A 21,427-nucleotide genomic window follows, 5' to 3' on the forward strand; every position below is an offset into this window, starting at 1 on the left:
GACAACCAGCCGTTCGGGGATCCGCATGGCGCTAGCCTATCCCCAGCAGCAGGTCGCGCTCGGCGCCCCAATCCTTGGCCGGCTGAGCGCCGGACGCGGCCAGGGTTCGCGCGGCGGCAAGGATCGACGGCAGGCCGGGTGCGGACGGTACCGCCTCCAGGATCGCCGTATTCGCGGCGAGATCGCCGGGACAATAGACGGCGACGTCGCAGCCAGCGGCGAGCGATGCCTGAACCCGCGTCAGGGGCGTTCCCTCCAGCGCGTTCATCGCGAGGTCGTCCGACAGCAGCAGGCCGTCGAAGCCGATTTCGCCTCGTATGGCATCGCCGATGATGGTGGGAGAGAGGGTGCCGGGCCGGTCGTCATCGACGCCCTCGTACAGGATATGCGCCGTCATCATCCAGGGAATCAGCGTCGCCGTCTCGCGGAAGGGGGCGAGGTCGGCGCCCCATGCCTCGGCATCGAAGGGCACGCGCGGCAGAACAAGGTGGCTGTCGACGCGCGCCCTGCCGTGGCCGGGGGCATGTTTGGACACGGCAATGACTCCGGCGGCGCGCAGCCCCTCTGCCATGGCGAGGCCCAGCTCCGCCACGCGTTCCGGATCGCCGCCGAAGCTGCGGTCGCCCACGACATCGCTTTGGCCGGGTATCGCGCGATCCAGCACGGGCGCGGCCACGACATCGAAACCGGCCGCGCGGCACTCCGCGCCGATGGCGGCGCCATGCGCCCAGGCGGCGCGCAAGGCGGCAGCGGGATCGCGTGTATCGAGGCGGGCAATCGCACCGGCCGAGGGGTGGGCGCGCCAATGCGGGGGCCGCAGCCGGGCGACGCGGCCGCCCTCCTGGTCGACCATCATGACCGCTTCGGGCGCAAGCACGGCGCGGAGGTCATGCATCAGAGACGCAAGCTGCGCCGGATCCACCACGTTGCGGCCGAACAGGATGACGCCAGCGGGCGGCAGGCGGCGGAAGAGCGCCGCTTCCTCCGAGGTGAGATTGGGCCCCGAGACACCGAGGATAACGGGTTTCAGAATGAGGCCACCGTGCAGTTGCCGCCCTTCGCGCGAACATCGGCGCAGAAGCGCGTGGCGTCGGCGACGGAGGCGAAGCCTGCGGTGCGGAGACGCCAGAAGCTGCGGCTACCAACCTCGGCATGCATCACGACCGGATCGCGGTCGCCGAGCAGTTCCGGCATGCGATGGGTGAGCCGGGCCCATTCCATATGCGCCCCCATCTCGCTGTCGAGCGCCGCGAGCTGCACCTGGACGTGGCTGGGCTTGCCACCATGCGCGGGCGGTGGGGTTTTGGCTGGAGCGGGTTTGGATGGGGTCGCGGCGGTTTGCGGCATCTCCATCGCCAGATTGCCGACACCGGCGGCGTTGCGCTTCATCGGAACCTCGGCGGCGAGGTTGCGGCTCGACGTCATCGGCGTCTCGGGCACCGACTGCACACTGGTCGCCGAGCCGGGCGGCAGAGGAAGCGTCGCATCGGGCTTTGCCGCGGCACTCACCTGCGGCGGTGGGGGCGCGATGACCCGTGGCGCGGCGGGGGGCGGAGGTGGCGCCGGTGGCGGCTGGTCCTGCGCGGCCGCCGCGGCGGCAAGGCCATTCGGGTCAGGCGCTTCGGGAGCCGGCGCGAGGCTGGTTCCGGCGCCGCCGCCCTGAGCGCCGAGTAGCTGATTGTTCATCGCATTGATCTGCAGACCGCCGGGATCCAGGGGCTTAACCTTCACCGCCCCCGGCTCAGGCTCGATCAGCGGCACCGAACCGCCGCCGCCGCTGAAGACGCCCCACATGACGACGACCAGGAGCATGACCGCCCCGATGCCGCCCGCCATGACGAAGAGGCGCCGTGTCTCGCGATCCCGCTGATAGCCGGAGCGCGGTGCGCCTGGCGTAGGGATTCGCAAGTCATCCGACATCTATCGCATCTCCTCGACCGGCGTGACGCCGAGCACCGCAAGTCCGGACCGCAGAACCGTCGCCGTCGCCGCGACCAGAGCCAAACGGGCGCGGGTGCCCTCCCCGTCCTCGGCCTGAAGGAATCGGAGCGTCGTGTCCTCGCGCCCCTTGTTCCATAGCATGTGGAACTCTCCTGCAAGCTCATAGAGATAAAAGGCGACACGATGCGGTTCGCGGGCCAGCGCGGCACCCTCAATCAGACGCGGCCAGGCGATCAAGCGGCGGATCAGCGCGAGTTCCTGTGCGTCGTCGAGCGGTGCGAGATCGGCGGTGGCGAGGGCGGCCGGTTCTGCGGCTTCGGCGCCCAGCATCTCGGCGGCGGCGCGCAGCACGCTGCGGCAGCGGGCATGGGCATATTGCACGTAGAAGACCGGGTTCTCGCGCGTCTGGGCCATCGCCTGGTCGAGGTCGAATTCCATCTGCGCATCGGATTTGCGCATCAGCATGGTGAAGCGAACGGCATCCGCGCTGACTTCCTCGAGCAGGTCGCGCAACGTGACGAAGGTGCCGGCGCGCTTGCTCATGCGCAGCGGCTGGCCGTTCCGCATCACATGCACGATCTGGCAAAGCACGACTTCCAGCGGCACGCGTCCGCCCGAGGCCGCCTTCACCGCCGCCTTCATGCGCGAAACGTAGCCGCCATGATCCGCGCCGAGCACGTCGATCAGGATATCGGCGCCGCGCGCGATCTTGTCGGTGTGATAGGCGATGTCATTGGCGAAATACGTGTTGGAGCCATCGGATTTCCGCAGCGGACGGTCCACGTCATCACCGAAATCGGTGGCGCGGAACAGGGTTTGCGGACGCGGTTCCCAGTCGTCGGGCGTCTTGCCGCGCGGCGGTTCCAGCACGCCTTCATACAGCAGGCCGCCAGCCTGGAGCTTGGCAATGGCGGTGTCCGTGGCGCCGCTTTCCAGCAGCGCTTGCTCCGAGGAAAACACGTCGAAGGTGACGCCGAGGCGGCCGAGGTCTTCGCGGATCTCCGCGATCATCATCTCCAGGGCGAGTTCACGCACGTGTGCCAGCCAAAGCGCGGGATCGGCGATGCCGAGTTCCGGGGTCGCGAGGCTCGCACCGTATCGCTCGTAGAGTGCCTGGCCCACGGGGATGAGGTATTCGCCGCGATACTGCAGGCCGCTGGGGGCGGCGGCATCCAGTTCCTCGGGCGTCACCGGGCTGCCGATTGCTTCGAGGTAGCGCCAGTAGGAAGCCCAGGCGAGAGCCTGCACCTGACCGCCGGCATCGTTGATGTAGTATTCCCGCGTCACCGCGAAGCCGGCCTTGACGAGAACCGAGGACAGCGCGTCGCCCACCACCGCGCCACGGCAGTGGCCGATATGCATGGGGCCGGTCGGATTGGCTGAAACGTATTCGACATTCACCGCGATGCCGTCGCCGATATGGCCGTCGCCGTAGCTTTCGCCGGCGCGCAGGATCACCGGGATCTGCGCCAGCAGCGCGCCGGGGCTCAGCCGCAGATTGACGAAGCCGGGGCCAGCGGGTTCGGCGGAAGCGACATCCGGCAGCAGCGCCAGACGCGCGGCGATGGCCTCGGCCAGAACGCGAGGCGGCTTGCCGGCAGGTTTGGCCGCCACCATCGCGGCGTTGGTCGCCATGTCGCCATGGGCGGGGTCACGCGTCGGCGTCACCTCCACGCGCGCGGTGACTTGCGCGAGGATGGCGGGGTCGAGGTCCGGCAGCAGGTCGGCAAGCGCCTGCACGGCATGGTCGCGCATGCCGGCGAAAAGGTTCTCGGTCATGGGCGGTATCAGCCCGGAACGCTGGGATCGGTCAACCGGCGATATTCGTCATGAGCGTAGCGATCCGTCATGCCCGCGATATAGTCCCGCACGGTTTCCGCCGCGCGGCGGGTGCGGCCCTGCCCGGCCCGCTCGCCCCATTCATCCGGCAGCAGGCTCGGATCATCGAGCAGGAGTGTCGCGAGCTCAGCGGTGAGGCGGCTCGACTTCGCGGACATGCGGTTGACGCGCCAATGGCGATACATGCGGGCGAAGAGGAAGTCCTTGATCTCACGGTTGGCCTCCGCCATCGCCGGGCTGAAGCCGACCACCGGGGATCGCGCGTGGCGGATAGCCTCCACACTCTCGGGATCGAGCCGCGCGATTCGCAGGCGCGTGACGCCCACCACATCGCGGATCATCCGGTCCAGCACGCGCCGGATGGTCTCGTGCCGCAGACGGGGCGCGGCCAGGTCGGGGGCCAGAGCCCGCGCCTCGGCCAGGGATTCCGCCACCACCGGCAGGCGGCCGATCTCCTCCATGGTGAAGAGCTTGGCGCGCAGCCCATCGTCGAGGTCATGGCTGTGATAAGCGATATCGTCCGCCAGCGCCGCGACCTGAGCCTCGGCCGAGGCCTGGGTCGTAAGGTCGAGCGAATGCCGCTCGTCATAGGCGGCGACATAGCCGCTGGGCGAGGCGATGGGGCCGTTATGCTTGACCAGCCCTTCCAGCGTCTCCCAGGTCAGGTTTAACCCGTCGAAGCCCGCGTAGCGCGCTTCGAGTAAGGTCACGACGCGCAGGCTTTGGGCGTTGTGGTTGAAGCCGCCGAACTCGGCCATCGCCTGGTCGAGGCCGGTCTCGCCCGCATGGCCGAAGGGCGGGTGGCCGAGGTCATGCGCCAGCGCGAGCGCCTCGGTCAGGTCCTCGTCCAACCGCAGGGCGCGGGCGATGGAGCGGCCGATCTGCGCCACCTCGATGCTGTGGGTCAGCCGGGTGCGGTAGAAGTGGCCCTCGTGATCGACGAAAACCTGTGTCTTATACTGCAGCTTGCGGAAGGCGGTGGCGTGGATGATGCGGTCGCGGTCGCGCTGGAAGGGACCGCGCATGCCGGCGTCCGGCTCGGGATGCAGACGCCCGCGCGACGTCTCCGCGCGCACGGCATAGGGGGCGAGATCCATGGACGAGGGCTAATCCCTTCAATTACGCGCATCAAGCGGCTATGTTGTGGGCATGACCGAGCAAAATGCGAGCTTAGGCGTGCCTGGCAGTTTCGGTGTGACCGATCGGGCGGCCGCGCAGATCGCCCAGATCCTCAGCGCCCAATCCTCGGCGGCGCTCCGCGTGGCCGTGCTGGCGGGCGGTTGCAGCGGATTCCAATACAGCTTCGATCTGGATGAGGCACCGCCCACCGATGAGGATATGGTCATCGAGCGCGACGGCGCCCGGGTTCTGGTCGATCAGAGCAGCCTGACGCTGCTGGGCGGCGCGCAGCTCGATTACACCGACGCGCTGATGGGCGCGCATTTCGCGATCAAGAACCCGAACGCGACCTCCGCCTGCGGCTGCGGCAGCAGCTTCTCGATCGACTGAGGCGGCCGGCTTAGTTTTCCCGCATGCGCATCGCCACTTGGAACGTCAATTCGATCCGCGTCCGCCAGACCCATGTCCGACGCTGGCTGGAGCGGGTGCGGCCGGATGTTCTGGTTCTGCAGGAGATCAAGTGCGAGTCGGCGGGGTTTCCCGGCGCGGTCTTCGAGGATCTCGGCTACCAGTCGGAGGCGATCGGGCAGAAGGCCTATAACGGCGTCGCGGTCGTGGCGCGCCAGCCTTTCACGGTGACGCATCGCGCTTTACCGGGCCTGTCCGGTGAGGACACCCAGGCGCGCTACATCGAGCTGGAAAGCGGCGGCATCACCGTCATCGGAATCTACCTGCCCAACGGCAATTCCGGCGGCGAGGCTGGCTATGCCTACAAGCTCGCCTGGATGGACCTGCTGGCGGAGCGGGCTGAAGCGCTGCTGGACGAGGATCGCGATCTTCTCATCGCCGGAGACTTCAACGTCTGTCCGACGCCGCTCGACTTCGCACCCGGTACCTTGCCGCCGACCGATGCGCTGCTACGGCTGGAAACGCGGATGCGCTATCGCCGCCTGATCCATGCCGGTCTGACCGACGCGGTGCGGACTCTGCATCCGCATGCGCCGGCCTATAGTTTCTGGGATTACCAGGCCGGCGCCTGGGAGCGCGACCGCGGCTTGCGGATCGACTTCGCGCTGCTGTCCCCGCGCCTCGCGGAGCGGCTCATCGCCGCCGCACCGGACCGAGACGAGCGCGGGGCGGAGCAGCCATCCGACCATGTCCCCGTGGTGGTCGACCTCGCCGACGCTACCGCCGAGGTGCTGGCGGCCTGAGGCTTACGGCGCGGTCGGCGAGCCGACGATGATGTCGACGCGGCGAACCTCGATCTTGGACATCGGCACGGCGGGTTGAACGGCGCCCATCGGACGAGTCGTTATCCGCGACGGATTGACGCCATCGGCCACCAGTTCTGCCTCCACGGCCTTGGCGCGGAGGTTGTCCATATCCGCCGGCTCGACATAGTGATGGCCCGGCGGCGCGGAGTAGCCCGCGACCACAACCGACTTATCGCTATAGCGATTGGCGAAGTTCGCTCCGGCGGTCACGGCGCTGTCCGCGCCATTGTCGAGCGCTGCGGAGTTCGGCGTGAAGAAGACCGGGAAGCTTTGGCCGGCGGGCTCCAACGGAGGGGTGCAGGCGCCGAGTGCGAGCAGTGCGGTAAGAGCGACAAGCCGGCGCATCTTCAATACCTTACAAAAACTTTATAATCTTCCTCGGCATTAGATCACGCCCTCCCCGGCGTCAATCGCAGTGCAGCAACGGCAGCGCTCCCCGGGTCAGAACTTCTCCATGCGGTCGCGGTTCTCGATCATGAGCACGTCATGATTGCCAGCCCAGCCGCGCTCGTTATAGCTGAGGATCCGGGTCGCCTGCGCGCGGCTTGCCATCTCGATCACGGTTGATGCGCGGCATAGCGACACACCGTAATCGTCCGGGCCAGGGTAACGCGCATAGCCCCAGCCGGTGGCTTCGTAGCCTGCCAGGATCTCGGCCCATTCCACCTCGCCGATCATCGCGCCGTGGCTGCGCTGGACCTCCTTGCTCCAATTGCCGTGGATCGTCGCGATCAGGATGCCGCGCGGGCTGAGCAGGCGGCTTAGATGGCACAACCAGGCCTCAGCGCGGGAGCGATCCACATGCGTGAAGAGCGACCCGATCCAGATCAGGTCGAAGCCTGTACCGAGTTCGACCGTCGCCAGATCGGGCCGAGAATAAATGCCGGTGCCGCCGAATTGTTGGGTGCAGAAGTCGACGCCATCCGTCTCGATATCGGCGAAGGTGATCGCGGCGCGGGGAAAGGCGGCGCGCAGATGACGGGCGACACGGCCATGGCCGCAGGGAAGGTCGAGGATGCGCCTGACATCGCCGAGGCTCGACATGGCAAGCGCGCGAAAAATGACGCGGATCGCATCGACCCCGACCGAGAAATACCAGTCGGGGCCGGTGTTGAACATGTGGTCCTGCGGAGAGACCGTCTTGTCGATCTCGCGCTTCAGAAAGGCCTCCTCGAGCGCCGCCACCTTCGCGAACTGCATATAGCTCCCCACCGTCCCGTCATCAGGTCAGTTTGAAGCCGAAATGAACCGGATGCGCCAGTCATTGTTTGCGCATCCGGTAAATGCAAGCGATGCGGAGGGCTGGTGTCTTAGTCCCGCCGCCTCAATGACGACTGTTCATTGCCAGTGGCCCGGCACCCAGACCCAGCGACCATAGGAATTGGCCCAATGGCCATGGATGAAGTGGGCGTAGCGCGGGCCGGCTGGGATGTAGTGGCCGCCGATCCAGGCGTAACGGTAGCCGTCCCATTGCCAATGGCCGGGCTCCCAAACGAAGCGCGGACCAGGTGGCGGAGGCGGCGGTCCCTCGAAGCGCAGCCCCGGCACAGGCGGGTAGGGATAGCCCTGCGCCTGGGCCGGCGAGGCGCCGGAGATAGTCGCGGCGCCCAGCAGCGCGCCCAATGCCAAGCTGGCGGCAAGGGCTCGAAAACGGATCATCCAGGTCTCCTCATATCTCAGCCGAAGGAGACGGACCGAACGCCCGCAGCAAGGCAAAAGCGCGGCGCCGACTGTGACAGAGGGTGAGCCGGCTATTCCGCCGCCTTGCGCGACGCCGCGCTGGCGATTTCCCGCCGCATCGCCGGCAGCACGTCCTGCGCCAGGCGCTCCATCGTGCCCCATTCGCGCGCGCGGTTCTGGTTGCTGCCGTCCATCGAGGCCATGAGCAGCGTCGAGAAAGGGCCGACCCGCTCCCGGAAGCCGAGGAGCTTTTCGGTGACGGTCTTGGCGGAGCCATAGATGACCATGCTTTCGATCATCCCCTCCACCGTGACATCGGCGTCGGCCATCTTGGGGTCGCTCTTCATCACCGCCGTGTAGTCGGCGCGCTTCAGAACCTCCCAGAGGTAGTGGAAGTAGTAGTAGTTGCTGCCTTTGGGATCCATGACCCAGTCCAGCGCCTCCTGGTCGCTCTCGGCCACAAGCAGGTTGCGGGCAACGCGCCAATCATGGCCGTCAGGTTCGCGGCCAGCCGCACGGCAGCCCTCGGCGTATTTCTTGAAGTGGCTGCCGACGATCCATTCGGGACAGAAATTGGCGCTGATCGGACTCCAGCCGCGCTCGGCCGCCACCTTCACGCTGCCGGAATAGGGCGACATGGCGGACATCGCGATGGGCGGATGGGGTTTCTGGAACGGCTTGCCCATGTAGCCGACACCAAGCTCCGGCACGATCGAGTCGGTGATCTTGATATGCCAATGCTTGCCCTTGAGGTCGTAGGGCGGGTCCTGGCCCCAGATCGCCAGGATATGGTCGATGCTCTCCATCATCCGTTCGTTGCGGATCGTGGGATCGGTATTGCCGAACAGCTCGTGATCGCTGGAAAGACCCGCCGGCCCGATGCCGAAGACGAAGCGGCCTCCGCTGAGATGATCGAACATCGCGGCCTCGGCGGCAACGATGGCCGGGTGGTGGTTCGGCAGACCCACAACGCCAGTTCCGAAGACGATCGACTTGGTGCGATGGATCAGCGAGGCCATCAGCATCATCGGCGCGCAGAACGGCTCGGTGGCGGCGGAGAAATGCTCCCCCACCCAGGCCTCGTCGAAGCCCAGGCGGTCGGCATGGATGATCTTCTCGGAATTCTCCGAGATGGTGTCGCGCATCGAGCGATCGGCCGGGTGCAGCGGCATCTGGAACAGGCCAAGCTTCATCGAATGTCCTCCCGCCCCGCGTCTCGCGCGCGGATTGTCAACAATCCACGCAGAGTGCGGCCATGGCCGAGGGAGTGTCAACGACCGCCGCGGCGGCGCGTGTGGGTTTGGTCATGCGCGGGGTTTATAATGGAACTGCCAATAGCATTTGCCCCTCTTCGCTATGAACTGCTCGGGATATTTCTGCGCCAGGTTCAGCATGCCTGGCCCCAGCGCTCTGGAATTCGCGTAGGCATTTCCCACGCCCGGGAATTCTGGGCGGTATGTGTTGAGCCAGTGAACCAACAAGTCGGTTGTCAGAGGGTATTCCTCGCTCGATTTCGCCATAAGGACTTTCGCTAAAAATTCCTGCGGCCCCGTAAGGTTAAATAGGCAGGTTGGGTATTGATCCCATCGAGGCGACGGCGATGCGACGTTAGGCTGCTCAACCGCCGGCACTTGACCAGACGGCTGTATGGATTCCGGAACGATGGTTGCAACACAGCGCAAGCCTGGTTGTGGCAGATAGCTCCTGAACGGAAAACCCGTGCCACGAATGGAGGCGGCACTTGATGGTGCGATGACCGGTTCTGAATTGGCGAGAACTGGTCTTGTTGCGTCTGTGTCTGGCCCTCCGGCGTCGGTGACCTGGAAACAACAGGCGTCGAACTTCCCGGCATCACATTCTTCCTCGTGACAGAAGATGCGTATCGCAGGAATGTCTTAATGGTTGATATCGCTGCGACATGGAAACGCAGCGAGATTCCGTCACCGAAATCAAACTGAATTCGCCGTCGAGCGGCAGCCGGCTCTTTGGCGCACCGCCTTCAAATGCCGCATCGCCGTGCGGATACGGCCGGGCTGATGGGGCATCAACGACCAGGGCGGCGCGCGCCTGGTAACCTTGGTCAGTCGCTATTTTCCGTAGGTAGCCGACAACCACAGCGAAGCCCGCAAGACTTAAGTCGGTGCGCCTGGGATGGCCCAGAAAAACCAGCAACCTTCGCCCGGTGGGACCCGCTGCCCCGCACAATGTTCAGGATGACTTCTGATCAGCCTGATCATGGCTGACCGTATGTAATCCTCGCGCCGATAGGCGTCTCCAGCTTCAGGAAATTGACGACGATGTGTGCCAGCTAAATTGTGAAGTTGAACGGACGAAAGTTGGTGCGTCGGATTCGAGTGAGCGGAGAGAACGCTGGCCAGAAAGTGTTGCGTGACGTTTAGACCCGGAATCCAGTCCGCGCGCCGAATATCCGCGGGTATTGCTGGCGGTGGCGGCCGTAGGACGCGAAGTCTCGTTCCGAACAACGGAACTTGACCGATGGCCCCCGGAAGTTGCGGGTCGGTGGGCTGTTGGATTAAGGCGAGTGTGCCTGTGCGCTCTTGGTTACTCGTCGGAAGGTAACTTGTGTTTGCCGGCGGAGCCACGACTGTGCCGCCCAGCTGATGTGGACAGTCGTTTGGGACGAACGGTGGGCTCGGCGCGAGCAGCTCAAACGAAGATTGATTGCCGGGCTGGTCATCCGAAACGGACTGACCCATGGGCGTCGGCGGTCCGAACCTGAATACGTCTGCTCCCGACATGGCGCTCTCCTCGTGAGAAGAGACGCGTATCGCCAAACACGTTAACGCGTTGATACTCTCGCCGGTTGTCTGGTCTCTGCCCAAGCGGCCGAGCGGCGCGTCGAGGCGCGCGCCGTTTTAGCGGTGAAACCGGCAAGGCGCTCGCGGCACCACCTCCGGCTTGGCGCGAGAGACGAAGCTCTCGGTGGCAAACTTTCGCTTGCACCTTGCGCGCCAGCCCGGGGGACGGCCGGGGTCTTAGGTCGGAGGCCGGCCTACTCCGTAAATGTGATCAGGACCCGCTACGACGTAGAAGTAATCGGGATACCGCGCCACAAGCAGTTCGAAGGCCCTTCGCATGTTCTGCGGTCTTGTATAGGTGTTTGGATAGAGCTCCGGCGGTCGCGCGAGCCATGCTGCGTAGAGTTGGTGCGCTGCAACAGGTTGCGGCAGTTGACGGAGGATTCCTGCCAATGCGAACGGTCGACCATGGAGGCCAGGCGGCAGCACGGGTGCAGCGGCGACAGGTTGCACCTGCTGTGGCTGTGGCTGTGGCTGTGGCTGTGGCTGTGGCAATACCCGTGCCGGTGCCTGGGGCAGAGGCTGCGACAGTTGCGGGATCGGCGGCTGGGCCTCAGTCACCTGGGGTCGGGGGGCAAGCTGGCGGCGGGCCACCAGGATCCGACGGGGCTCGTCCACCGGAAGGTCCTGAGGCAGTGGACCGAGCGGAAGGCGCCGGTAGGTCGGCGAACGAGGAACGACCGTTCGCCTCGTCAGGGGCATCACGGTCTGAGCCGGATTCTGGAGCTGCTGCCAGAGCTGAAACGGAATCTCTCCGACCTCCAGCTCACCAGGCGGCGTAATTGGGCCAGTATTAATAATAGGCCCGATCGATTGCGACATGGCAACCTCCTTTGAGAAGAGGCGCGTATCGCAGGAAGGTCTTAACTCGTTTGCACCTTTGCATTCCAGAAACGTCGTGCTGCTCAACTTTTATCAAAGCGGCATCTGGATATTCGCGGATCACAAGATTTTTGCTTTGCGATTTATAAACGTTCACGCACCCGAGTGTTCGTCCCGATATCGAAACTCCACAGGCCGCATGGCCGAGACCGGAACGCCTCCGGATTACAAATCCTGCAGTGCCCGCCCGGCAAACGCGATCCAGCTCTACCTCAGCCTCAGCCCAAGCGGCCGAGTGCCGCTTCGAGACGTGCTGCTTCAGCCGTGAAACCGGCAAGGCGTTCGCGGTTTTCCTCCACCACCTCCGGCTTGGCGCGCGAGACGAAGCTTTCGTTGGAGAGCTTGGCTTGCACCTTGCGCGCCTCCTCCAAGGCCTTCGCGCGCTCCTTCTCCAGCCGCACGCGCTCGGCGCCGAGGTCGATCAGACCGGCTAGAGGCAGCACGATGGTGATCGGCCCCAGCACGGCTTGCGCCGAACCCGCTGGCGCCTCGCCTTCGAGCGGCCGCACCTCGGAAGCGCGGGCCATGCGGCGGATGGTGTCCTCCCAGCGCGCCGCGCGCGCCAAGGCTTCGGCATCGGCATCGCGCAGCAGGATCGGTGCCAGGATCGAGGGCGGCACGCGCATCTCGGACCGCACGCCGCGAACCTCGGTGATGAGACCGACAATCCAGTCGAGCTCGGCCCGCGCTGCCTCGGCCTCGGCCGCCGCGGCCGGCTTGGGCCAGGGTGCCCGGATGAGCGTGCCCTCGGCGCCGAAGCCGAAGGCGCCCCACAGCTCCTCGGTCACGAAGGGCATCGCGGGATGCAGCAAGCGCAGGATGGTGCCGAGGACATGCGCCGCGACCGCGCGGATCTCACTCGCTTCCGGGGACTCGCCCTGGGCGAAGACGGGTTTTGCGAATTCCAGGAACCAGTCGCAGTACGTGTTCCATGTGAAACGATAGCAGGCGGCGGCGTAGTCGTTGAGGCGGTAGGCGTCCAAGGCCGCCGTCGCCTCGGCCACCGCTACATTGGCGGAATCGAGCAGCCAGCGGCTGAGCGGCAATTTCACCTGCGCCGGATCGAAGCCTGGCACCGGGGCCACGCCGTTCATCTCGCAGAAGCGCGCGGCGTTCCACAGCTTGGTGACGAAGCTGCGATAGCTCTCGACGATGGCGGGGCTGAGCTTGACGTCCCGGCCCGGCCCGGTCAGCGCGCAGATGGTGAAGCGCAGGGCATCCGTGCCGAATTGGTCGATGAGCGCCAGCGGGTCGATGACATTGCCCTTGGACTTGGACATCTTCTGGCCGCGCTCGTCCCGCACCAGGCCATGGATATAGACCGTGCGGAACGGCACATCGCCCATCACATGCAGCCCCATCATCATCATCCGGGCGACCCAGAAGAAGATGATGTCGAAGGCGGTGACGAGTACGTCGGTCGGATAGTACCGGGCAAGCTCCGGAGTCTGGTCGGGCCAGCCGAGGGTCGAGAAGGGCCACAGGCCGGAGCTGAACCAGGTGTCCAGCACGTCCTCGTCCTGGGTCAGCACTTCGTCGGTCCCGTAGGCAGTGCGGGCGAGGGCCGCGGCACCTGCCGCGTCCTCGGCGACGAAGACCTGGCCGTCCGGACCGTACCAGGCCGGGATGCGATGGCCCCACCAGAGCTGGCGGCTGATGCACCAGGGCTCGATCTCGCGCAGCCAGGCGAAGAAGGTGTTTTCCCATTGGCGCGGCACGAAGACGGTGCGCCCCTCCTCCACCGCGCGGATCGCCGGCTTGGCGAGTTCGGCGGCGTTGCAGAACCATTGCGTGGTCAACAGGGGCTCGATCGGCACGCCGGAACGGTCGCCATGCGGCACCTGATTGCGGTGACGCTCGACCTGGACCAGCAGATCCAGCCGCTCAAGCTCGGCGACAATCGCGGCGCGGACGGCGAAACGGTCCTGGCCGGCGAGGCGCGTGAGGTAGGCGGGATCGGCGATGCCTTCGACCGCCCGCATCTCGCCGGCGATCTCGTCGATGACGAACCCCGCCTGGCGATCGAGGATCGAGGGCATGGGCAAGGCGTGGCGCTGGCCCACCGCGAAATCGTTGAAGTCATGCGCGGGGGTGATCTTGACCGCGCCGGTGCCCTTTTCGGGGTCGGAGTAGCCGTCGGCGATGATCGGAATGCGGCGACCGACCAGCGGCAGAATGGCGTGGCGGCCGATCAGGTCCCGATACCGCTCATCCTCGGGGTTCACCGCCACCGCGACATCGCCCGGCAGGGTCTCGGGCCGCGTGGTGGCGACGGTGATGAAGCGATCCGGCACCCCCTCGATGGGGTAGCGGATGTACCAAAGGGAGCCGTCCATCTCCCGGCTTTCCACTTCGAGGTCGGAGATCGCCGATTGGAAGGCGGGGTCCCAGTTCACCAGGCGGCGGTCGCGGTAGATAAGACCCTGGCCATGCATCTCGACGAAGACGCGGCGGACGGCGCGGGACAGACCCTCGTCCATGGTGAAACGCTCGCGCGGCCAGTCCAGCGACGCGCCAAGGCGGCGGAGCTGCCGGGTGATGGTGCCGCCGGATTCGGCCTTCCATTGCCAGACGCGGTCGAGAAAAGCCTCGCGACCCTGTTGCTTGCGGCTAGTGCCTTCGGCGGCGAGGAGACGCTCGACCACCATCTGGGTCGCGATACCGGCATGGTCGGAACCGGGCTGCCACAAAGTGTCTCGCCGTTGCATGCGGCGAAAACGGACGAGCGCGTCCTGGACGGTGAAGGTTAGCGCATGACCGATATGCAGGCTGCCCGTGACATTGGGCGGCGGGATCATGATGGTGAAGGGATCGGCGTCCGAGGTGGGGTCGGCCGCGAAGGCGCCGCTGCTTTCCCAGATAGCGTAGAGGCGCGCCTCGGCTTCCGCCGGCGAGAAGGACTTTTCGAGCATCAGGCTGACCTAGCGGAGAGCGGGCGGCGCCGGAAGAGGCCGTCGCACGCGGCAGCCCGACGGTCCCTCGTCGGATTCCCTGCCCGCGCCGCGGCGTCAGCGCAAGCTGCGGCTGACCAGCTTCTCGATCTCGGCGCGCACGAGCCGTTCCACCAGCCCCGGAAGATTCTCATCGAGCCATGACTTCAGCAGCGGACGCAGCTCGCTTCTGACGACGTCCTCGATTGTCGGCGCACTGCGCGGGTTGAGCGGACCGCCTTCCTGGTCGAGCCGGCGCAAAAGGGCTTCGACGGAGGCGGCTGCCGCTGCGGCAGCCGCCGGCGCCACGAGGGCTTCGATCGCGAGGGCCGACATTGGGGGAGCCGCATCGGCCTCGCCACTGCGCGACGGTGTGCCCAAGAGCGGCGCTTCCGACGGTCCGCGGGCGGCTTCGACTTCCGGCGCGGCCGATGGCTCTTCGGCGCGGGGAATGTGGCCGGCGGAGGACAAAGCGGCCCATCCGGGCGCGGCATGTGGCGGCGTTACGTGCGCTTCGCTTGGGGGCGGAACCGGATCATCTGCCGGATGCGGCGGCTGGTCCGCGACGACCATGGAATCGTCGAGGGTCAGCACGGGCGGCACAATCTCAGGCGGCCCCTCGATCTCAAGACGGGGAGGTTCGGGCTCAGCGCTTGGCTGGTCCGCCTTGGAGCGCGGAACGTTCAGCCAATTGCTCGATGGCGAGTTGCTTTTAAGACGCGTCTCTTCATCGACCATGATCCGGCGGATCGAGGCCAAGATGTCCTCCATCGACTCGTCCTTGGGAGAAGTCTCAGGATCGTCGCCACTCATCAGGTCTTTGCCCCCGCTCTGTCAGGGGCAGCATTGGCCCAAAGATCAGTGGTTGTCATTCCCCAGGTTGTCGGACGGGCTACCATTGGTGTTGCCGACCGTGTTAGCCGAGGGGTCGCCGGTGCCGATCCAGGCATCCTTGACCGATCTGAAGTAGGCGTTGTCGTCATACAGCGGCACATGCAGGTTGATGTCCCGTGCGGTGAAGCGGCCGATCGCCGCCGCGAGGTTGTAGGACGCGGTAACCAGCCCGGCGAGGTTCTGCACCAGCGTCACCTCCGATTGCAGTAGGAGCTGCTGCGCGTTCAACACATCGAGCGTGGTGCGGCTGCCGACGATCGCCTCGCGCTCGGTGCCGTCGAGGGCGATCTGGTTGGCGGCGATTTCCGCCCTGGTGCTGGAAATCGTGGCGCGGGTGGCGACCAGCGTTTCCCAGTTTTGGGTCGCGGTTTGCACCGCGGTGCGGCGCTGCACGTCAACCTGTTGCCGGGCGTTCTCGCGATTCTGCACCGCCTGCCGGATCGCGGCATATTCGGCGCCGCCCTGATAGATCGGGATCGAGATCGTCGCCAGAACCTCGGCCCCGGTCGATTGGAAATTGCGTTCCTGCTGGTTGTCCTGCTGAAACGCCTCGCCCTGAACCTGCAGGGTGGGCAGCAACGCGCTCCAGGCGATATCAACGGCGTCGGATTCCGCTGCCTGGGTGAACTGCGCCTGGACCACGGCGGGATTGTCCCGCTGTGCCGCCGCGGCGGCCTCGTTCCGATTGCCAACCGGCACCGCAAGCGGTTGCGGCGGCACCAGCTTGCCGGGCATGAAGCCGACCACGCTCTGGAAGGTCGCGCGGGCAGTCTGCAGGTTGCCCTGGGCGGTCTGCACCTCGGCCTCGGCCTGTGCCAGTGCGGATTCGCTCTGTGCGACGTCGGTGCGGGTGATTTCGCCGACGCTGAAGCGGTCCTCGGTCGCCTTGAGCTGCTCCTTGAGCACCTGGGCGTTGTTCACCGCCAAGGCGAGGAGCTGCTGATTCTCGATAACCGTGACATAGGCCGAAACGGCGCTGGTGAAGACCTGCTGCTCGATGTTGATGAGGTTGGCGCGCTCGGCCCGCACCCGGTCCTTGGCCTGGGCGGTCTGCGCGCGGGTCTTCCCGCCGTTGTAGACGTTTTCGGTGATCTGCGCCTGAACACTGGCGAGCGCGCGGTTCTGGCCCGAGGTCTGGTTGCTGCTCTGGCCGAACTGGTCCGTGAGCCCTACCGTCTGATTGCCCTGGGTGTAACCCGCGGAAGCGCCGACGGTGACGGTCGGGCGCCAGCCGGCGAGCGCCTGTGGCACATTCTCGTCGACCGACCGCAGATTGGCGCGCTCGGCCTGCAGGGTCGGGTTGTTGGCATAGGCCGCAGCCAAAGATTCATTCAATGTCTGCGCCATCGCGGGCGAGGCCATCGCAACCAGGCCGAGGCCAATCAGGAAGGCAGTACGCGAGATCATGTATCCATCCCAAATCTTTCGCCACCGAAACCTTTGTCGACGCTGATCGCTCACGCGGAGACGCTCAGGTCGCTTTCAGACCTCGGCAGGCCGAAAAAAGGACCCTCATCCGACAGGAGACGGTCCCAGCTTACGCACACGCGATCTCGGCTAAGCATCTGCCACAAGAACAGTTCTGAAGGCCAATGCTTTAACGCATTGACCCGCCGCCGTGGCTATCGCGCCACATCCCATACCTGAGGAAAAGCGAATCAAAGCTCAAAATGCGGCGTGAAATCGAAGGCCGATAAGACAGCGGTCGCACAATCGAAGGCCGGAACGATCGCGAGGCCCGCCAGCAAGGCATCGCCTGCCTGACCGCGAGGCCGTTCCGCCCGCACCGCCACGCCATTGCCCCCGCGCGACAACACGGTCACCAGCCTGCCACCAGGCTTGAGCTGCCGCGCGATCGCATCGGGTATCTCGGCGACCTGACCTTCGATGAAGATCGCATCCCACAGGTCGAGACCAGGCGCCCCTTCGCGCAATGGCCCGTGCCGCAGGGTGACCGGAAAACCCAGCGCCGTTAGGGCACTGCGCGCTTCCGCGATGAGCGCCTCGTCGTCATCGACCGCGACAACCCGTGCATCGCAGGCGGCGAGTACCGCGGCACCATAGCCGGCGCCTCCAGCGACGACGAGCAGACGCTCCCCGGCGACCGGCAGCAGCAGTTGCGCCAGCCGTGCGAAGGCCAGCGGCGCCATGAGCACGCGGCCGTCGCCGAGCGGCACATCCTGATCAGCGTAAGCGAGTGGCAATAGATGCGGCGGTAGAAAGCGTTCCCGGGGGATGGTCCGCATTGCATCGAGCAGGCGCGGGTCCGAAACCTTGTTGGGGCGAAGCTGGCTATCCACCATGAACTGGCGCGCCGCGGCGAAGGACGCGGGTAGGTTGGTGCTGGCCATCATCTCTACCGGGTGCTGCATCGCGGCGGACCATACAAGCGGCTTTCGCGCGCGCCAAGTTATCGCCGGCGCGCTGGCGGTAGACGCGATTGACCGGCCGCTCGCTCTCGGACTATGCATCGCGCCCGGCCGCGCAGGCCGACCACCATCCGGTCCGGTGGCAGAGTGGTGATGCAGCGGACTGCAAATCCGCGAATGTGGGTTCGATTCCCGCCCGGACCTCCAGCCGACGTCTCTACCGCCGCGTGCAGGGTGGCGGCCATAGTCATGGCTGAGCGGCTATGCCCTGAAAAACGTTGACTTACCGGGCCTATAGCGCCGATATCCCGCCTGCGGGCCAGCGCAAGGGCGGAGCTTGTTCGCCGCGGGACCTCCTACCTGCTGTTTCAGTGCAGACGCGCCGGCCGCGCTCTGGCATCCGCACCTATGTCAACTGCCGCCAACCAAGGAATATCTTTGTCTCTTCACGCAGCGTCTGTCACGGACGCGGCTATCACCGCGGACAACCCCCCCGAATCCGCACCCGTGACACGTACTACCTTCCACGACCTCGGCCTGTCGGACCTTCTCCTCCGCGCGATCGAGGAGAAGGGCTATCTCCATCCGACCCCGATTCAGGAGCAGGCGATTCCCATCGTCCTCCAAGGTCGCGATGTGCTGGGCTGCGCTCAAACCGGCACCGGCAAGACCGCAAGCTTCACACTGCCGATGATGGAAATCCTCAGCGGCAGCCGCGCCCGCGCACGCATGCCGCGCAGCCTCATCCTAGAGCCGACGCGCGAACTCGCGCTGCAGGTCGCCGAGAACTTCGTGCTGTACGGCAAGCACCTCAAGCTCAACCACGCGCTGCTCATCGGCGGCGAGAGCCTGTCCGATCAGAAGGACGCGCTGATGCGCGGCGTCGATGTTCTTATCGCGACGCCCGGCCGCCTGATCGACCTTTTCGAGCGCGGCGGGCTGTTGCTCAGCGACGTCCGGATCCTGGTGATCGACGAGGCCGACCGCATGCTCGACATGGGGTTCATCCCGGATGTCGAGCGCATCGTGTCGATGCTGCCGCAGAACCGGCAGACGCTGTTCTTCAGCGCTACCATCGCGCCGCCGATCCGCCGGCTGGCCGATGCCTTCCTGCAGAACCCGAAGGAAATCACCACCTCGGCCTCGGCCTCGGTTGCGCCGACCATCGTCGCGGGTCTCGCCGTTGTCGCGGAAGAGGATAAGCGGCGCACGCTGCGCAAGCTGATTGAGACGCAGGACGTGCAGAACGCACTGATCTTCAGCAACCGCAAACGCGACGTCGATATTCTCTACAAGTCACTGCAACGGCACGGTTTCAGCGTCGGCTCGCTGCATGGCGACATGGTGCAATCGGCCCGTTTCACGACGCTTGAGAAGTTCCGCGCCAACGAGATCCGCTTGCTGGTTTGCAGCGATGTCGCGGCGCGCGGCATCGATATCGGTGGCCTGTCGCATGTCTTCAACTTCGACGTGCCGCATCATGCCGAGGACTACGTCCACCGCATCGGGCGCACAGGGCGCGCGGGCCTGACCGGCCACGCCTTCACCCTGGCGACGCCCGACGAGCGCGAAATGGTGGAGGCGATCGAGAAGCTGACCGGTGCGCCGATCCCGCGTATCGACATCGAAGGCGTCGCACCGCTCGAATGGTCCGAAGGCAGCGGCGACCGCCGGCGTGGCCGGGGCCGTGGCGGCGATAAGGGCAAGTCGGCCGAAAAGGGTCGCGGCGAGCGTGGCCGTGGTCGCGGCGGCGCCAAGCCAGCCGCGCCTCAGCCGGAGCCGCTGGCGGCGATCGAGGCCAATGCACCGATTCTGTTGCCCGAAGAGGTCGTGGCGGTCGAGGAGACTGGTCGCGGTGGCGGCCGGCGTCGTGGCGGACAGGGCCGCGACGGGCATCCGCCGCGCGAACGCCTAGCGCGTGAGGTTCAGGCGCTCGAGGAGAGTGCTCAGGCAGCGCCGGAAGCTCAGCCTCGCCAGCGCAACGAGCGCAAACGCGGCCAGGGCCAGGTGCCGGCCGAAGTAGTTCGCGCCAAGCCGGAGGAGACCCAGCGCGAGCCGCAGGGTCGCCGCGACAACAATCGCCGCCCCGCTCCGGTCGCCGCAGATCGCGAGGCCGGACCGGTTTTGGGCTTCGGCGCCGAGATCCCGGCATTCATGCTGATCCGTCCCCGTCGCCGGGCGCCGGAGCCTGCCCAGATCGCCGCCGCCGGAACCAGCGACCACGCGAACGCCGCGCCCGAGGCCTCGTGAGGACGGCTGCTGCGAGCCGTTGACAGGGTGGCACATCGGAAATCGGCGCAGCGCGCCCCGGCGGAACGTCGCGGCATAGCGTCCGCGCGGCCCGAGGCGCTGCCGGAGGTCATTGCGGCGCGGATCCAGGCGATTGGCGCTGATGGCGATGGCATAGCGCGCCTGCCCGATGGACGGCCGCTCTATCTCCCTTTCACCCTGCCCGGCGAAAACGTCGAGGCGCGGAAGCTTTATGCGCGCGGCGGCGGCCTAGGCGGTGAGGCGATCGTTCTCGATCCGAGCGCCGAGCGTGTCACACCGCCTTGCCCGCATTTTGGCACCTGCGGCGGCTGCACGCTGCAGCATTGGCAGATCGACGCCATCCGGCGCTGGAAGGCCGGCGAGCTCGTTCAGGCCCTGACGCGCGCGGGTTTCCCGAATGCCACGGTCGAGGCAACGCTTGCCAGCGCGCCCGGCACGCGGCGGCGTGTGGATCTTGCCTTCCGTCGCGGACCGGCCGGCGAACAGCTCGGCTTCCATGCCCACCGCTCGCGCGACATCGTGCCGATCGCGGTCTGCCCCGTCACCGAACCGGCGATCGTGGCGCTGCTGGCGCCCCTCGGCGACCTGCTGCCACGCCTCGCCGCGATCCATCGCGAAGCCGCCTGCATCATCAACCTGCTCGACAGCGGCCCCGACCTTCTGCTGCGCACCGACGCTGATCTCAATCCCGCGGACCGCCGTCTGCTCGCGGCTTTTGGCGCGGCGCAGGGCATACCCCGCATCGCCTGGGCGCGCGGCACCGGCGAAACCGAAATGGCGGCGCAGCTCGGGCCGGTCCGGATTATCCTCGGCGGGGTCGAGGTGGCGCCGCCGCCTGGCGCCTTCCTGCAAGCGACGGCGACCGGGGCGAGCGATATCGCGGCGGCGGTGGTGGCGGGCTTGCCTGAGGACATCCGCGCCCGGGACCGGGTGGTCGAGTTGCACGCGGGCTCCGGCACGCTGACCTTCGCCCTCGCCCGCAAGTCTCGCGTGCATGCCTATGAGGGCGATGCGGCGGCGGCACTGGCGCTGGAACAGGCTGCCGGGCACGCGGGGCTGCACGGCAATATCCTGGTCCACCGGCGCGATCTTGCGCGTCAGCCGCTTGGCTTGGCGGATTTCGCCGGCGCCCGGGCCATCGTGCTCGACCCGCCCTTTGCCGGTGCGCCCGATCAAATCGAGGCGGTCGCCCGCTCTTCCGTCGGGCGAGTGATTTACGTGAGTTGCAACCCCGCAGCACTTTCGCGGGAGGTGGGGTTGCTAAGAGCCGCGGGATTCAATCTCTTGCAGGCGACACCGATTGATCAATTCGTCTGGTCAAGCCGGTTAGAGAGCGTGGTCGTGCTAGACCGAAAGGTATCGACCGACCGGCGGTTTCGTCCGCCGCGTTGACCTTCCGGTCATTGACG

The 21,427-nt window shown here is 66.3% G+C and carries 17 protein-coding genes and 1 tRNA gene; 5 read left to right on the forward strand and 13 right to left on the reverse strand.

Going from position 1 to position 21,427, the window contains the following annotated elements:
• Nucleotides 1-31: 31 nt before the first annotated feature.
• The 4 genes from nagZ to GSQ83_RS09710 are packed head-to-tail and all read right to left on the reverse strand — an operon-like array spanning nt 32 to nt 4,877.
• Nucleotides 32-1,078, reverse strand: coding sequence for a beta-N-acetylhexosaminidase (gene nagZ / locus GSQ83_RS09695; protein ID WP_371417990.1), 1,047 nt, complete (start codon nt 1,076-1,078; stop codon nt 32-34).
• Nucleotides 1,027-1,920, reverse strand: coding sequence for an SPOR domain-containing protein (locus GSQ83_RS09700; RefSeq protein WP_158802675.1), 894 nt, complete (start codon nt 1,918-1,920; stop codon nt 1,027-1,029). The genes nagZ and GSQ83_RS09700 overlap by 52 nt, the downstream gene beginning before the upstream one ends.
• Nucleotides 1,921-3,720: an arginine--tRNA ligase gene (argS, locus tag GSQ83_RS09705; RefSeq protein WP_158802676.1), complete on the reverse strand. Its 1,800-nt coding sequence runs from the start codon at nt 3,718-3,720 to the stop codon at nt 1,921-1,923. It abuts the gene before it with no gap.
• Between the two features lie 8 nt (nt 3,721-3,728).
• Nucleotides 3,729-4,877 carry a deoxyguanosinetriphosphate triphosphohydrolase gene (locus GSQ83_RS09710; RefSeq protein WP_158802677.1) on the reverse strand — a complete coding sequence of 383 codons (1,149 nt, stop codon included), beginning with the start codon at nt 4,875-4,877 and terminating at the stop codon, nt 3,729-3,731.
• A 52-nt stretch (nt 4,878-4,929) separates the two neighbouring features.
• Here GSQ83_RS09710 and GSQ83_RS09715 point away from each other — a divergent pair, with 52 nt between their 5' ends.
• Nucleotides 4,930-5,289: an iron-sulfur cluster assembly accessory protein gene (locus GSQ83_RS09715; RefSeq protein WP_158802678.1), complete on the forward strand. Its 360-nt coding sequence runs from the start codon at nt 4,930-4,932 to the stop codon at nt 5,287-5,289.
• Nucleotides 5,290-5,312: 23 nt separating this feature from the next.
• Nucleotides 5,313-6,110, forward strand: coding sequence for an exodeoxyribonuclease III (xth, locus tag GSQ83_RS09720; RefSeq protein ID WP_158802679.1), 798 nt, complete (start codon nt 5,313-5,315; stop codon nt 6,108-6,110).
• A gap of 3 nt (nt 6,111-6,113) precedes the next feature.
• Here the strand turns inward: xth and GSQ83_RS09725 are convergent, their stop codons facing one another.
• From GSQ83_RS09725 to GSQ83_RS09765, 9 genes are all read right to left on the reverse strand, one after another.
• Complete coding sequence (locus GSQ83_RS09725; RefSeq protein ID WP_158802680.1) at nt 6,114-6,518, reverse strand: OmpA family protein; 405 nt, start codon at nt 6,516-6,518, stop codon at nt 6,114-6,116.
• Nucleotides 6,519-6,614: 96 nt separating this feature from the next.
• Nucleotides 6,615-7,373 (reverse strand): trans-aconitate 2-methyltransferase, encoded by a 759-nt coding sequence (locus GSQ83_RS09730; RefSeq protein WP_158802681.1) that lies wholly within the window; start codon nt 7,371-7,373, stop codon nt 6,615-6,617.
• Nucleotides 7,374-7,511: 138 nt separating this feature from the next.
• A complete protein-coding gene (locus tag GSQ83_RS09735; RefSeq protein ID WP_158802682.1) occupies nt 7,512-7,832 on the reverse strand; it encodes a YXWGXW repeat-containing protein in 321 nt (106 codons plus the stop codon).
• Nucleotides 7,833-7,924: 92 nt separating this feature from the next.
• Nucleotides 7,925-9,046, reverse strand: coding sequence for an LLM class flavin-dependent oxidoreductase (locus tag GSQ83_RS09740; protein WP_158802683.1), 1,122 nt, complete (start codon nt 9,044-9,046; stop codon nt 7,925-7,927).
• A 658-nt stretch (nt 9,047-9,704) separates the two neighbouring features.
• Nucleotides 9,705-10,025, reverse strand: a complete 321-nt coding sequence (locus GSQ83_RS09745) for a hypothetical protein (RefSeq protein ID WP_158802684.1) — start codon at nt 10,023-10,025, stop codon at nt 9,705-9,707.
• Between the two features lie 1,747 nt (nt 10,026-11,772).
• Nucleotides 11,773-14,466 carry a valine--tRNA ligase gene (locus tag GSQ83_RS09750; RefSeq protein ID WP_158802685.1) on the reverse strand — a complete coding sequence of 898 codons (2,694 nt, stop codon included), beginning with the start codon at nt 14,464-14,466 and terminating at the stop codon, nt 11,773-11,775.
• A gap of 96 nt (nt 14,467-14,562) precedes the next feature.
• Nucleotides 14,563-15,255, reverse strand: coding sequence for a DUF2497 domain-containing protein (locus GSQ83_RS09755; RefSeq protein WP_158802686.1), 693 nt, complete (start codon nt 15,253-15,255; stop codon nt 14,563-14,565).
• Between the two features lie 87 nt (nt 15,256-15,342).
• A complete protein-coding gene (locus tag GSQ83_RS09760) occupies nt 15,343-16,785 on the reverse strand; it encodes a TolC family outer membrane protein (protein ID WP_158802687.1) in 1,443 nt (480 codons plus the stop codon).
• Between the two features lie 251 nt (nt 16,786-17,036).
• Entirely contained in the window at nt 17,037-17,750 is a 714-nt protein-coding gene (locus GSQ83_RS09765) for a protein-L-isoaspartate O-methyltransferase (RefSeq protein WP_254065587.1), read from the reverse strand.
• 130 nt (nt 17,751-17,880) lie between these two features.
• On the opposite strand from GSQ83_RS09765, the gene GSQ83_RS09770 reads away from it, so the two are divergent.
• From GSQ83_RS09770 to GSQ83_RS09780, 3 genes are all read left to right on the forward strand, one after another.
• Nucleotides 17,881-17,954: transfer RNA gene (locus tag GSQ83_RS09770), tRNA-Cys, on the forward strand.
• A gap of 201 nt (nt 17,955-18,155) precedes the next feature.
• Complete coding sequence (locus GSQ83_RS30445) at nt 18,156-19,997, forward strand: DEAD/DEAH box helicase (RefSeq protein ID WP_158802688.1); 1,842 nt, start codon at nt 18,156-18,158, stop codon at nt 19,995-19,997.
• A gap of 27 nt (nt 19,998-20,024) precedes the next feature.
• On the forward strand, nt 20,025-21,410 hold the full coding sequence (locus tag GSQ83_RS09780; protein ID WP_254065589.1) for a class I SAM-dependent RNA methyltransferase: 1,386 nt from the start codon (nt 20,025-20,027) through the stop codon (nt 21,408-21,410).
• Nucleotides 21,411-21,427: the final 17 nt, after the last annotated feature.

Source organism: Acidisoma sp. L85 (genome assembly GCF_009765865.1).
Taxonomy (GTDB): Bacteria; Pseudomonadota; Alphaproteobacteria; order Acetobacterales; family Acetobacteraceae; genus Acidisoma.

What these genes read in the sequence shown, in the direction of transcription:
- GSQ83_RS09700 (WP_158802675.1), bottom strand. Translation starts at nt 1,920, where the DNA reads ATGTCGGATGACTTGCGAATCCCTACGCCAGGCGCACCGCGCTCCGGC.
- argS (WP_158802676.1), bottom strand. Translation starts at nt 3,720, where the DNA reads ATGACCGAGAACCTTTTCGCCGGCATGCGCGACCATGCCGTGCAGGCG.
- GSQ83_RS09710 (WP_158802677.1), bottom strand. Translation starts at nt 4,877, where the DNA reads ATGGATCTCGCCCCCTATGCCGTGCGCGCGGAGACGTCGCGCGGGCGT.
- GSQ83_RS09715 (WP_158802678.1), top strand. Translation starts at nt 4,930, where the DNA reads ATGACCGAGCAAAATGCGAGCTTAGGCGTGCCTGGCAGTTTCGGTGTG.
- xth (WP_158802679.1), top strand. Translation starts at nt 5,313, where the DNA reads ATGCGCATCGCCACTTGGAACGTCAATTCGATCCGCGTCCGCCAGACC.
- GSQ83_RS09725 (WP_158802680.1), bottom strand. Translation starts at nt 6,518, where the DNA reads ATGCGCCGGCTTGTCGCTCTTACCGCACTGCTCGCACTCGGCGCCTGC.
- GSQ83_RS09730 (WP_158802681.1), bottom strand. Translation starts at nt 7,373, where the DNA reads ATGCAGTTCGCGAAGGTGGCGGCGCTCGAGGAGGCCTTTCTGAAGCGC.
- GSQ83_RS09735 (WP_158802682.1), bottom strand. Translation starts at nt 7,832, where the DNA reads ATGATCCGTTTTCGAGCCCTTGCCGCCAGCTTGGCATTGGGCGCGCTG.
- GSQ83_RS09740 (WP_158802683.1), bottom strand. Translation starts at nt 9,046, where the DNA reads ATGAAGCTTGGCCTGTTCCAGATGCCGCTGCACCCGGCCGATCGCTCG.
- GSQ83_RS09750 (WP_158802685.1), bottom strand. Translation starts at nt 14,466, where the DNA reads ATGCTCGAAAAGTCCTTCTCGCCGGCGGAAGCCGAGGCGCGCCTCTAC.
- GSQ83_RS09755 (WP_158802686.1), bottom strand. Translation starts at nt 15,255, where the DNA reads ATGGAGGACATCTTGGCCTCGATCCGCCGGATCATGGTCGATGAAGAG.
- GSQ83_RS09760 (WP_158802687.1), bottom strand. Translation starts at nt 16,785, where the DNA reads ATGATCTCGCGTACTGCCTTCCTGATTGGCCTCGGCCTGGTTGCGATG.
- GSQ83_RS09765 (WP_254065587.1), bottom strand. Translation starts at nt 17,750, where the DNA reads ATGCAGCACCCGGTAGAGATGATGGCCAGCACCAACCTACCCGCGTCC.
- GSQ83_RS30445 (WP_158802688.1), top strand. Translation starts at nt 18,156, where the DNA reads ATGTCAACTGCCGCCAACCAAGGAATATCTTTGTCTCTTCACGCAGCG.